This is a genomic window from Caenimonas sp. SL110 (assembly GCF_001044395.1).
GTDB lineage: Bacteria > Pseudomonadota > Gammaproteobacteria > Burkholderiales > Burkholderiaceae_C > Ramlibacter.
Window position 1 is genome coordinate 387,742 of the sequence record NZ_JANU01000013.1, and the last position, 12,373, is coordinate 400,114.

Genomic DNA, 12,373 nt, shown 5'->3' on the forward strand with positions numbered 1-12,373 from the left:
TGGCAGCAGCTTCTGCCCGGCCCGCGGCAGGTAGTTCCGCACCCGTCAAACCCTGATCGCCATGGCCACCAAACAGGTACCCAAGATCGATACCGCTGCCATGCAGCAGGCGCTTGTTCGCCAGTTCCGCGGCCTGAGCCCGGACGATCCTTCGTCGTGGCCGCTGCTTCCACGCGCGCTTCTTTGCCTTGCACTGATGTCGCTGATCGTCGGCGCACTGTGGTTCGCGTGGCTGAGCGGCGTCAATGACGAACTCGACGCCGAGCGAGCCAAGGAAGTGGCGCTGCGGGCGGACTACCAGAAGAAGCTGACCGAAGCCGTGAACCTCGAAGCGCTTCGCAAGCAGCGCGAGCAGGTCCAGCAGTACGTGACCCAGCTTGAAAAGCAGTTGCCCAGCAAGGCCGAAATGGACGCGCTGTTGTCCGACATCAACCAGGCGGGCCTGGGCCGCAGCCTGGCCTTCGACCTGTTTCGCCCGGGCAGCGTGAGCGTCAAGGAATATTACGCAGAGCTTCCGATCGCATTGCGCGTGACGGGCCGCTTCCATGATGTCGGCTCCTTTGCGTCCGACATCGCCAATCTCTCGCGCATCGTTACCCTGAACAACTTGAGCGTGGTTCCCGGCAGGGATGGGACGCTGGTCATGGATGCAACCGCCAAGACCTTCCGCTATCTCGACCAGGATGAGGTCGCCGCGCAGCGCAAGGCAGCGCCAGCCCCGGGAGCGCCGAAGAAATGAGCACCATCCGAATCACGGCCGCGCTAGCGCTGGCCCTCGCGGTCGCCGGGTGCGGATCTTCCGGTCAGGAAGAACTGCAGGAATGGATGAACCAGCAGCGCGCCTTGACCAAGCCGCGCGTGCAACCCATTCCCGAGCCCAAGAAATTCACACCCCAGGCGTACACGCAGGAAGCGGCGACCGATCCCTTCAGCAACCAGAAGCTCACGCAGGCACTCAAGCGTGAATCGGCGCAGTCCACGTCCAACGCTGCGCTGGTCGCGCCGGAACTGGCCCGCCGCAAGGAGCCGCTTGAAGCCTTCCCGCTGGATGCGATGTCCATGGTCGGCACCCTCATGAAGGAAGGCCTGCCGGTTGCGCTCGTGAAGGTCGACAACCTGCTGTACCAGGTGCGCCCGGGCAATTACCTGGGCCAGAACTACGGAAAGATCGTGAAAGTGGGCGAAACCGAGGTGACGCTGCGCGAAATCGTGCAGGACGCCGCGGGTGAATGGATAGAGCGCACAGCGACACTGCAATTGCAAGAGAGGTCGAAATGAACAAGAACCGGAACCAGTGGCAACGGGCGATCGCGGTAGCGGGATTGCTTCTCGCCGCCAGCGGGGCCTGGGCCCAGACGGTGGTCGAAGCCGTGACCAGCTCCATCCAGGGCGGTGTGGAAGTTGTGAGGATCGATTTCTCGCAGCCGCTGCAGGCGGTCCCTGCGGGCTTCGCTATCCAGGCGCCGGCGAGAGTCGCGCTCGACATTCCCAATGCCACCAACGGCATGGGTCGATCTACTGTCGAAATCAACCAGGGCAATGTGCGTTCGGTCAACGTGGTGCAGTCGGGTGACCGCACACGCGTCGTGCTGAACCTGAAAACCGCAGCGACCTATCGCGCGCAGCTGCAGGGCAAGTCGCTGCTGGTGGTGCTCGACGGCACCGCCACGGCCAGCCCCGCCCCTGCGGCGCAGCCGGCCTTCGCCGAAAGCCGCAACGCCGAAACACAGCCGATCCGTGACCTCGACTTCCGCCGTGGCACCGACAGCTCGGGCCGCGTGATCGTCGCACTGCCGAACAACCAGGTGGGTGTGGACATTCGCCAGCAAGGCCAGAGCCTGGTGGTCGAATTCCTGAAGTCGACGCTGCCCGAGGGCCTGCGCCGCCGCCTGGACGTGTCGGACTTCGGCACGCCCGTGCAATCGGTCACCACCTTCCAGCAGGGCGACCGGGTTCGCGTGGTCATCGAGCCGCGCGGTGCCTGGGAACATTCGGCCTACCAGAGCGACAACCAGTTCGTGGTTGAAGTGCGCCAGGTCAAGGTCGATCCCGGCAAGCTGACGCAGGGCGTCGGCTTCAATGGTGAAAAGCTGTCGCTGAACTTCCAGAACATCGAAGTGCGTTCGTTGCTGCAGGTGATCGCCGATTTCACCAACTTCAACATCGTGACGTCCGACTCTGTGACCGGTTCCGTCACGCTGCGCCTGAAAGATGTGCCGTGGGACCAGGCACTCGATATCGTGCTGCAGGCCAAGGGCCTGGGCATGCGCAAGCAGGGCAACGTGATCTGGATCGCACCCAAGGATGAAATCGCTGCCAAGGAAAAGCTCGATCTCGAATCGCGTGTTGCCATCCAGAGCCTGGAGCCGGTGCGCACGCAATCGTTCCAGCTCAATTACACGAAGGCCGCGGACATCGCAGCGCAGATCACGGCCGGCACAGGCGCCGCACGGATCCTGAGCACACGAGGCAGCGTCATCGCCGAGCCACGCACCAACCAGATCTTTGTCACCGACATTTCGGCGCGGCTGGAGGCTGTGCAGGAACTGATCGGCAAGCTCGACATCGCCGTGCGGCAGGTGCTGATCGAAGCGCGCATCGTCGAAGCCTCGGACACGTTCGGCAAGTCGCTGGGTGTGCGCCTGGGCGGCAGTGACCTGCGCGGCTTGCGCGGGGGCGATGCAGGCTACGGTGTGGGCGGTGGAAACCGCATCGCGCTGGGCGGAACCTACAACGCGGTGAGCGGAACCACAGGCGAGAGTTCGGCGACGCTGGACACCAACAACACGACATTCGTGAACCTGCCGGCAGCGGGACAAGGCGGCTTCAGCGCATCGAGCTTTGCCATCTCGCTTTTCAGCTCGGCGGCCAACCGCTTCCTGAACCTGGAGCTGTCTGCGCTTGAAGCCGACGGCAAGGGGCGGCTGGTTTCCAGCCCGCGCATCGTGACGGCCGACCAGACCAAGGCAATCATCGAGCAGGGTACGGAATTTCCTTACCAGCAAGCAACATCCAGTGGCGCAACATCGGTATCTTTCCGCAAGGCCACGCTCAAACTTGAAGTGACACCTCAGATCACTCCCGAGGGAAATATCATTCTCGACTTGGACGTGAGCAAGGACAGCCGTGGTGAAACAACAGCGGCGGGCATTGCGATCAATACCAAGCACATCAAGACCCAGGTGCTCGTCGAAAACGGCGGCACGGTGGTGATTGGCGGCATTTTCGAGCTGACCGAATCCGAGACCGAAGCCAAGGTGCCGTTGCTGGGTGACATCCCGGTTCTGGGCAACGCGTTCAAGTCGAAGTCGCGCACCTCGAACAAGCAGGAAATGCTGGTATTCATCACGCCAAAAATGATTGCGGACCGCACGGCCGGCCGCTAATACAAACCAGGAAGAGGAAGTAACCGAAATGATTCAAATGTTGAAACTGCTGGTCGGGGTATTCATTGCCGCCGTCCTGGCTGCCTGCGGCGGCGGTGGTGGCTCCAGTGGCACGACCCCCGGTGGCGGAACCTCCGCACAACCGACGATCACGCTTGAACTGCAGACTGCAGCGGGCGCTTCGACCACAGTTGTCAACAACATCACCACCGTCTCGGCGCGCGCGACCGTCCGCAACTCGAGCGGCACCCCCATTGCCGGGCAGGTTGTGACATTCACGCAGGAAGGCGGCCTTGCACGTTTCGTCCCCGCGGGCGGCACGGCACTGACCGATGCCAACGGCGTTGCCACCGTGCAGATCCTGCCAGCGAGTTCCACCTCGGCGGGCGCAGGCACTTTGAAGGCCGAAACCGTCGTCGGCACGGCGACGGTCAGCACCAGCCTCTCGTTCTCGGTACCGCTGGGTTCTTCGGACACGGCGACCAGCCGCGTGACGAACTTTGCATTGCTGCTGGACAGGTCGACCTTGCCCAATTCGGGTGCATCGACGGTCAAGCTGACGGTGGTTGCGGTCGACGCCAACAACAACGTGGTGCCTGGTGCTACGGTTACTGTCGCGACTGATGCCAATACCGTCTATGTGCCGGGTGGCACCGTGACCAACGCGCAGGGGGAATTCACCGGCACGATCTCCATCGGCTCCGACAAGAACGACCGCGCAGTGACTGTGACCGTCACCGTGAACGGAATCGTCAAGCAAACCAGCTTCCAGATCGTTGGATCGCAGCTCGAACTGACCATGAGCCCACCGGTTCTGGCGCAGGGAGCCGCATCGACGGTCACGGCGCGACTGACCGATTCGGCCGGATCGCCCATCACCGGTAAAACCGTCAGTTTCAGCGGCGATATCGCATCGATCAACGGGCGCAGCGGCAACACCGACGCTACCGGTACGGTCGTGCTGTCGTTCACCGCGCCTGCGGTCGCCGGAAGCTACATCGTGCGCGCCGCTGCGAGCGGCATTACCAAGCAGACGTCCGCCCAGGTCGGCGCGAGCAACGTGATTCCCAACGCCGTGATTCCGTTCGGTGCGGTGCCTTCGCTGGCTGCATCTCCGAATGTCCTGGCGCCGAACACCTCCGGCAGTACGGCCAGCCAGAGTCAGCTGCGATTCCTGGCCCTCACCGCCGCGAACGAGCCCATCCCCAACGTGCGTGTTCGATTCTTCATCACCAGCACCGGCCTGGGGTCAACTGACTCCACCATCAGCACGGGTACATCGACCGTCTACACCAACGCATCCGGCGTGGCCACTGCCGCATTCATTCCCGGATCGACGGGCAGCCCTACCGACGGCATCACCATCACGGCGTGCTACGACGACAAGGACTTCGTCGCTCCTGGCTGCGGACCGAGGCCCCCGGTTACGGCAAGGCTGACGATCGCCGCACAGGCGCTGGCTGTCTCGATCGGCAACGACAACCTGTTGACCAAGGGTGACGGCACCTACATCAAGCAGTTCGTGGTGACGGTTGCCGACGCGGCGGGTCGCGCGGTCCCCAATGCGCTGGTCGATATCTCGCTGGATATCACCCACTATGGAAAGGGCCTGTTCGCTCAGTCTCATAGCTTCCTGGAACCTACTCTCGATCCGGAAGGCTATGTTCCGAATAAGACGATAACGCCCGCCGACTACGGCTCACGAGTCAGTTGCATCAACGAAGACCGCAACCGCAACGGCTTCGTCGATGCGGGCGACAACACCAATACCAGCAGAGACAGTTTTGGCCAGGAAACGCTGGAGCCCCGTCGCTCGGACATCATCCTGTCCTATGTCGCAGGTAATACGACCAACGCCAGCGGCATCCTGCTGATCAAGGTCGAGTACTCGCAGCGCTACGCGACCTGGCTGCACTACCGCATCCGTGGAACGACCAACGTGGCGGGTTCGCAAGGCAGCGTGGAGCGCAGTTTCATCACCTCGTACGTCATTGGCGACGATGAAGCCGGAGGCTCGTTCCTTACCGCTCCGTACGGCGCGTCTTCCTGCAACAGCCCGAACTGACGAGCCTGACGGGTGCTCCTCACACTCGTCGGCCTGCCAGGGTCCGGTAAATCCACCGTCGGGCGGCAACTCGCCCGGCGGCTCGGAGTACCCTTCAACGACAGTGACCACGTGATCGAGCAGCTTCTGGGCTGCTCGATTCGCGAATACTTCGCCCGTGAGGGCGAAGCTGCGTTTCGGGATGTCGAAGAAAGCACGATCCGCGATCTGGCGACCAGGGGCAATTGCGTTCTCGCCACCGGTGGAGGCGCTGTCCTTCGAGCCGCCAATCGCAAGGTGCTGCGCGAATCCGGTCATGTGATCTACCTTCACTCCTCACCCGAGGAAATCTACAGGCGTGTGCGGCATGACAAGAATCGCCCGCTGCTGCAGGTGAGCGACCCGATGGTGAAGCTGCGCACCTTGCAGGCAGAGCGCGATCCGCTCTATCGCGAGACCGCGCACTTCGTGATCGAAACCGGACGCCCCTCGGTCGCTACGCTCGTCAATATGATCCTCATGCAACTCGAACTCGCAGGCGTGGTACCCGACCACCCTTAAACTCGCCGGATGACACCGGCCACGAGCAACGTTTTTCACGAAGTCCCCATCGATTTGGGCGACCGCAGTTACCCGATTCGCATCGGCACCGGCCTGATCGGCACGGCGTCCACCTGGGCTGGCGTGCCGTCTTCAGCCCACGCCCTCATCGTCACCAACACGACCGTCGCGCCGCTCTACGCGCAGGCGCTCAGTCGCGCGATTGCGGGCAAGCACCAGACCATTGATGTCCTGCAACTTCCAGACGGCGAAGCGCACAAGAACTGGCAGACCCTCAACCTGATCTTCGACGAACTGCTGCAAACAGCATCCGATCGCAAGACGGTGCTCTACGCACTCGGCGGCGGCGTGGTCGGAGACATGACCGGATTTGCAGCGGCCTGCTACATGCGCGGCGTTCCCTTCGTGCAAGTTGCGACCACGTTGCTCGCGCAGGTCGATTCGTCAGTCGGTGGCAAGACGGCGATCAACCACACGCTGGGAAAGAACATGATCGGTGCGTTCTACCAGCCGCGCCTGGTGGTGTGCGACCTCGATACGCTGGCCACCTTGCCTGCCCGCGAGTTCAGTGCGGGGCTGGCTGAAATCATCAAGTACGGTCCCATCGCCGACATGGCGTTCCTCGACTGGATCGAAGCCAACATGCAAGGCCTGATGAGTCGCGATCCAGCACTGCTGGCTCATGCGGTGCGCCGCAGCTGCGAGATCAAGGCCTGGGTCGTGGGCCAGGACGAACGCGAGGCGGGCCTGCGCGCCATCCTCAATTTTGGTCACACCTTCGGGCACGCCATCGAGGCGGGCATGGGCTACGGCCAATGGCTGCACGGTGAAGCCGTGGGTTGCGGCATGGTGATGGCGTCGCATCTGTCGCAGCAGCTGGGCCTGATCGACTCCGCGCTGGTGGATCGCATCACGCGCATCGTCCAGGCGGCCGGCCTGCCCATCACCGGCCCCGCGCTTGGCGCCGACCGTTACCTGGAGCTGATGCAGGTGGACAAGAAGACCGAAGCGGGCGAGATCCGTTTCGTCGTGATCGACAAGCCGGGCAGCGCGGTGATGCGCCCGGCACCTGACGCCATGGTGCGCCAGGTGATCGAGCAGTGCTGCGTTGCCTGATCGGGCAAGGCGATGACACTGGCCCGCTACGCATGTGACCCCGCGCAGTCGCGCGGGCGTCGTTACCCCGAGAGCGCGGCGCCCACCCGCACCGAATTCCAGCGCGACCGCGACCGCATCGTGCACTCGACCGCGTTCCGGCGGCTCGTCTACAAAACGCAGGTGTTCCTCAACCACGAGGGCGACCTGTTTCGCACGCGCCTCACCCATTCGCTCGAAGTGGCGCAGCTGGCTCGCTCGATCGCACGCGCCTTGCACTTGAATGAAGACCTGGTGGAGGCGATTGCGCTGGCGCACGACCTGGGGCACACGCCTTTCGGCCATGCGGGCCAGGACGCGCTGGACGATTGCATGGCCGGGAAGGGCGGCTTCGAGCACAACCTGCAGAGCCTGCGTGTGGTCGATGAACTGGAAGAGCGCTATCCGTCGTTCAACGGACTGAACCTCACGTTCGAAACGCGCGAGGGCATCCTCAAGCACTGCTCGCGCGTCAATGCGCAGCAGCTTGAAGCCGCAGAGCCGAACGGCGTGGGTCGGCGCTTTCTCGATCGCAGCCAGCCCAGCCTGGAGGCGCAGCTGTGCAACCTGGCCGACGAGATCGCCTACAACGCCCATGACATCGACGATGGCGTGCGCTCGGGGCTCATCACCATCGAGCAACTCGGCGAAGTGCCGCTGTTCGAGCAATATCGCTGGGCCACGGCCAGGGAGTTTCCCGATCTGCAGGGCCGTCGCCTGCTTTATGAATCGATCCGTCGCATGTTGAGTGCGCAGGTTTATGACGTGATCGACTGCACGCGGGCGGCTATCGACACGCAGGCGCCTGGAACGGCGGACCAGGCGCGCGCGAGCAAGGCACTGGTCAACTTCAGCGCAGCCATGCGCGAGCAGTCTGCCGCGCTCAAGCGATTCCTGCTGCACAACCTGTATCGGCATCCGCAGGTGATGACGACCACAGGGCAGGCCAAGCAGGTCGTGCGCGAACTCTTTTCCGCCTACCTCGAAGACCCCAGCCGCATGCCCGCCGACTTCACTTCGCGAGCCGATCTTCCGCGCGCGGTCGCTGACTACATCGCAGGCATGACCGACCGGTTTGCCGCCCGCGAACACGAGCGGGTGACCGGCCGCAAGTTGATCGCATGACAGTTTGAACGCCGGATGCGAAAGATAGATCCCGCGATCCTCGTGGTGCTCGGCGGGGTGAGCGCGGCGCTTCACGTGGGCAAGTTGCCCACGGCGTTGCCTGTGCTGCAGGAGACGCTGGGCGTGACGCTGGTCGAAGCGGGCTTCCTGCTGTCGCTGGTGCAACTGGCCGGAATGACGCTCGGATTGCTGGTGGGCCTCGCAGCCGATCAGCTGGGCACGAAGCGCACGATGGTGTGGGGGCTGGCTATCGTTTCGGTCGCCAGTCTCCTGGGTGCCGGTGCGACCGACACCGCAACGCTCATGGTGTTGCGTGCCGCAGAAGGCTTTGGATTCTTGCTGGCGTCGATGCCCGCGCCGGGGCTCATCCGCCGCCTGGTGGATCCGTCGCGCATCACGCTTTCACTCGGCCTTTGGGGTGCTTACATGCCGATCGGCACGGCGATGGCGCTCCTGTTCGGGCCGCTGGCGATAGCGTGGATCGGCTGGCACGCGTGGTGGGTCTTGCTGGGGGCGATCTCTGCGGCCATGTGCGCCTGGCTCTGGCTGGTGATCCCCGCAGATGACATCGCGGACAGGCCCGATGAATCGCCAGGCAGGAACGGGTGGCCGCAGCGCCTGCGAATCACGCTGTCGGCGCAAGGCCCGTGGCTCATGGCCCTGAGCTTTGCGTTCTATTCCAGCCAGTGGCTGGCGGTGATCGGATTCCTGCCGTCGGTCTACACGCAGGGCGGACTCGCACCAGCGCTCGCAGGTGCGGCCACGGCGTTTGCGGCGGCGGTCAATATCGTTGGCAATGTTGCTGCCGGGCGCCTTTTGCATCGGGGTATCAAGCCCCAGCGTTTGCTGTATGCCGGCTTTCTGGCCATGGCCGCAGGCGGCTTCCTGACGTTTGCCGCACTGCCTGGCGACCCGGCAGTGGTGGCGCTGATCCGCTTTGCCGGGGTGCTGCTGTTTTCAATGATCGGCGGCTTGATCCCCGGCACGCTGTTCTCGCTGGCCGTTCGGGTGTCGCCGGGCGAGCGCACCATCTCCACGACGATGGGCTGGATGCAGCAGTGGTCGGCGTTCGGGCAGTTCCTGGGGCCGCCGGCAGTGGCGTGGGTCGCGATGCGGGTGGGTGGCTGGACCTGGAGCTGGCTGGTTACGGCTGGATGTGCATTTGCGGGCATCGCCACGGCATTCATGGTCGGACGGCTTTTGCAAAAACATCACACCGAATGAATCGGTGTCGGTGCGCTCGCCACGTAAAATTGCGGCCACTCCCAGTCCCCAGAACGCCGTGACCTTCCTCAACCAGCTCAAGACACAAGCCAAGGCGCTGCAGACCCAGCAGACGCAGGTACAGACCGGCCTTGAGGAAAACACGAATCTGGCGGAGCAGGCCTGCCGGTTCACGCTTCAGTACGTGCAAGACCTGGCCCGCCAGCTCAATGTCATAGAGCCCAATGCACCGCGCTTCACGCTCGACGGCAAGACGCCGTGGCCCGCGATGAAGTTCGTCGATTTCCGGGTCGATTCGCGCAAGAAGATGCTGCGCGACCGTGAGGTCTGCAGCTACATCGCGATGGGTTGGCGTGTGGTGCCGCAGGTCGGCAAACCGGTGGGCGGGCAGGTGATGGTCAATTTCCCGCCCGACCTTCAACGAGTGGAATCCCGCCTCGCCTCGGGCATGGTGGAGCATGAGCGCAAGGAAGTGCGGCACCCCGAGAAGAACACCTTGCAGGCGATTCGTTTCAACTACATCACCGAAACGCGTGGCAACGTCACCGTGACACCCGATCACGACAAGGGCCAGCTTGCGTTCCGGGTGCTCAATGCCAACGGCTTCGACATCATCAACACCACCTGGCCGGCCGACAAGATCAAGGTCGATGTGCTGGACGAACTGGCAAAGCTGATCGTCGGCGAGGCGAGCCGTTTTGCATGAACCTGCTGCCGGGTCGGTGGTGCGCGACACGCGCAACTGGCTGGAGCGTGCAGTCATCGGGCTGAACCTGTGCCCCTTCGCCAAGGCAGTGCATGTGAAGGAGCAGGTTCACTATGCGGTGAGCACTGCGCGCGATACGGGCGAGCTGCTTGGTGACCTCGGTGCAGAGCTTGACGCGCTACTAGCGACCGATCCGTCGGTGCGCGAAACCACACTGCTTATCGCGCCGTACATGCTGCATGACTTTCTGGACTTCAACGACTTTGTCGGCTCCGCCGAACGGCTGCTGCGAAAGCGCAGGCTGGATGGCGAGATCCAGCTGGCGAGCTTCCATCCGCACTACCAGTTCGCCGGCACGCAGGCAGATGACGTGACCAACTTCACCAATCGCTCGCCTTACCCCGTGCTGCACTTGCTGCGTGAGACCAGCATCGATCGCGCGGTGGAGGCATTCCCGGATGCAGCCTCCATCTACGACACCAACATGCAAACGATGAAAAAGCTTGGTGCCGATGGTTGGGCGGCACTGGACGTAGGACCGCACGAATGAAACCAGAAGCCCAACTCGAGCTTCGGCCGGGTCAATCGGTGGAGCTGCTCAAGGAGCTGCACATCCTCACGCGTGAAGGAAAGATCAACCAGGACTCGCGCCGCAAGCTCAAGCAGGTTTATCACCTCTACCAGTTCATCGAGAAGCTGCTGGTTGAAGCGGCAGAAAGTGGTTCGGCCCCGACGCTGGCAGACCATGGCGCTGGCAAGTCGTACCTGGGCTTCATCCTGTACGACCTGTTTTTCAAGCAGCGCACGGATGGGTTCATCTACGGCATCGAAACGCGACCCGACCTGGTTCAGAAGTCGCAGGCGCTGGCCGAGAAGCTGGGGTTCGATCGCATGGCGTTCCTCAACATCAGTGCTGCTGATGCGGCCGATGCCGCTGCGCTACCCGACTCGATCGATGTCGTCACGGCACTGCACGCATGCGACACGGCCACCGATGACGCGATTGCTTTCGGCCTGCGAAAGCACGCGCGGTTCATGGTGCTGGTGCCGTGTTGCCAGGCCGAGATCGCGGGCGTGCTGCGGCAGGACAAGGCGTCGGCGCTCTCACGCACCCCTCTCGCGGAGCTATGGCGCCATCCACTGCACACCCGAGAACTCGGAAGCCAGCTGACCAACGTCCTGCGCTGCCTGTACCTTGAAGCATCCGGCTACCAGGTCACCGTGACCGAGCTGGTCGGTTGGGAACACAGCATGAAGAACGAGCTGATCCTCGCGCGCCGCACCGGCCAGAAAAAGCGCAGCGCCGCCGAACGCCTGCGAGCAGTGCTGGCCGAATTCGGCCTGCAAGGCCTGGAGCCCCTGCGCTACCCCGGACTCCCATAATTGGGGTCAGATTCCAATTAATTTGATTCGATGGCCCGCCTTCCCCGATTGACCGTCCCCGGCTATCCGCACCACATCATCCAGCGGGGCAACAATCGCCAGGCGATATTTGCTGCGACGGCGGATTACGAGACGCTGCTGGCGATGCTCGATGAACATGCTCGCAAACTGGACGTGGCGATCCACTCGTACGTGTTGATGAGCAATCACTTCCACTTGCTGGCAACCCCGGAAACCACCGAAGGCATCCCGCAGATGATGCAGGCGGTCGGGCGGCGATATGTGCGCTACTTCAACCAGCGTCAGGCGCGCACCGGGACATTGTGGGAAGGGCGGTATCGCTCGACCCTCATACAGGCCGAGCGCTACCTGCTGGCATGCATGGTCTATATCGACCTGAATCCGGTCAGGGCCGGGATGGAGATTTCGCCGGCGGCGTATCCGTGGTCCAGCCACGCGCACTATGTCGGCTTGCGCAGCGACAAGCTCATCACACCTCACCCGCTCTACTGGGAGTTGGGAAACACGCCTTTTTCGCGAGAGGCAGCTTACGGTCAACTCGTCGCATCAGGAATCAGCAACCAACAGCAGTCTGCACTCACTGACTCGGCGCTGCGAGGCTGGGCATTGGGCGAGGCCGACTACGTGGCCGATCTTCAACGCCGGACCGAGCGACGAGTCAGCCGCGGACAGGCGGGCAGGCCTACGCTCAAACGGCAGTAGGCATCAATCTGTCCCCGATTAAATTCATCGACCTGTGCAACCAAATTAATTGGAATCTGACCCCAATTAATTTGTTTGGCGATCATG

Annotated in this window: 12 protein-coding genes; all 12 read left to right on the top strand. The window is 62.9% G+C overall.

Features of this window, described 5'->3' with window-relative positions; all coding sequences use genetic code 11:
• Window positions 1-61 precede the first annotated feature (61 nt).
• The 12 genes from AQ12_RS10025 to AQ12_RS10080 are packed head-to-tail and all read left to right on the top strand — an operon-like array spanning window position 62 to window position 12,286.
• On the top strand, window positions 62-739 hold the full coding sequence (locus AQ12_RS10025) for a type 4a pilus biogenesis protein PilO (protein ID WP_048439708.1): 678 nt from the start codon (window positions 62-64) through the stop codon (window positions 737-739).
• Window positions 736-1,278 carry a pilus assembly protein PilP gene (locus AQ12_RS10030; protein WP_048439709.1) on the top strand — a complete coding sequence of 181 codons (543 nt, stop codon included), beginning with the start codon at window positions 736-738 and terminating at the stop codon, window positions 1,276-1,278. Before AQ12_RS10025 ends, AQ12_RS10030 begins: the two co-directional genes overlap by 4 nt.
• On the top strand, window positions 1,275-3,386 hold the full coding sequence (gene pilQ, locus AQ12_RS10035; protein WP_048439710.1) for a type IV pilus secretin PilQ: 2,112 nt from the start codon (window positions 1,275-1,277) through the stop codon (window positions 3,384-3,386). The genes AQ12_RS10030 and pilQ overlap by 4 nt, the downstream gene beginning before the upstream one ends.
• Before the next feature lie 37 nt (window positions 3,387-3,423).
• Window positions 3,424-5,451 carry an Ig-like domain-containing protein gene (locus AQ12_RS10040; protein ID WP_048439711.1) on the top strand — a complete coding sequence of 676 codons (2,028 nt, stop codon included), beginning with the start codon at window positions 3,424-3,426 and terminating at the stop codon, window positions 5,449-5,451.
• A 12-nt stretch (window positions 5,452-5,463) separates the two neighbouring features.
• Window positions 5,464-5,991 carry a shikimate kinase gene (locus tag AQ12_RS10045; RefSeq protein WP_048439712.1) on the top strand — a complete coding sequence of 176 codons (528 nt, stop codon included), beginning with the start codon at window positions 5,464-5,466 and terminating at the stop codon, window positions 5,989-5,991.
• A gap of 9 nt (window positions 5,992-6,000) precedes the next feature.
• Window positions 6,001-7,107, top strand: coding sequence for a 3-dehydroquinate synthase (gene aroB / locus AQ12_RS10050; protein WP_048439713.1), 1,107 nt, complete (start codon window positions 6,001-6,003; stop codon window positions 7,105-7,107).
• A 12-nt stretch (window positions 7,108-7,119) separates the two neighbouring features.
• Window positions 7,120-8,250 carry a deoxyguanosinetriphosphate triphosphohydrolase gene (locus tag AQ12_RS10055; RefSeq protein WP_048439714.1) on the top strand — a complete coding sequence of 377 codons (1,131 nt, stop codon included), beginning with the start codon at window positions 7,120-7,122 and terminating at the stop codon, window positions 8,248-8,250.
• A 15-nt stretch (window positions 8,251-8,265) separates the two neighbouring features.
• Window positions 8,266-9,474, top strand: a complete 1,209-nt coding sequence (locus tag AQ12_RS10060) for a CynX/NimT family MFS transporter (protein ID WP_048439715.1) — start codon at window positions 8,266-8,268, stop codon at window positions 9,472-9,474.
• Between the two features lie 58 nt (window positions 9,475-9,532).
• Window positions 9,533-10,180: a hypothetical protein gene (locus AQ12_RS10065; RefSeq protein WP_048439716.1), complete on the top strand. Its 648-nt coding sequence runs from the start codon at window positions 9,533-9,535 to the stop codon at window positions 10,178-10,180.
• Window positions 10,173-10,730 carry a DUF1415 domain-containing protein gene (locus AQ12_RS10070; protein ID WP_048439717.1) on the top strand — a complete coding sequence of 186 codons (558 nt, stop codon included), beginning with the start codon at window positions 10,173-10,175 and terminating at the stop codon, window positions 10,728-10,730. The genes AQ12_RS10065 and AQ12_RS10070 overlap by 8 nt, the downstream gene beginning before the upstream one ends.
• Window positions 10,727-11,563 (top strand): SAM-dependent methyltransferase, encoded by an 837-nt coding sequence (locus AQ12_RS10075; protein WP_048439718.1) that lies wholly within the window; start codon window positions 10,727-10,729, stop codon window positions 11,561-11,563. The genes AQ12_RS10070 and AQ12_RS10075 overlap by 4 nt, the downstream gene beginning before the upstream one ends.
• A 30-nt stretch (window positions 11,564-11,593) precedes the next feature.
• Window positions 11,594-12,286: a transposase gene (locus AQ12_RS10080; RefSeq protein WP_048439719.1), complete on the top strand. Its 693-nt coding sequence runs from the start codon at window positions 11,594-11,596 to the stop codon at window positions 12,284-12,286.
• The last annotated feature ends 87 nt before the right edge of the window (window positions 12,287-12,373 follow it).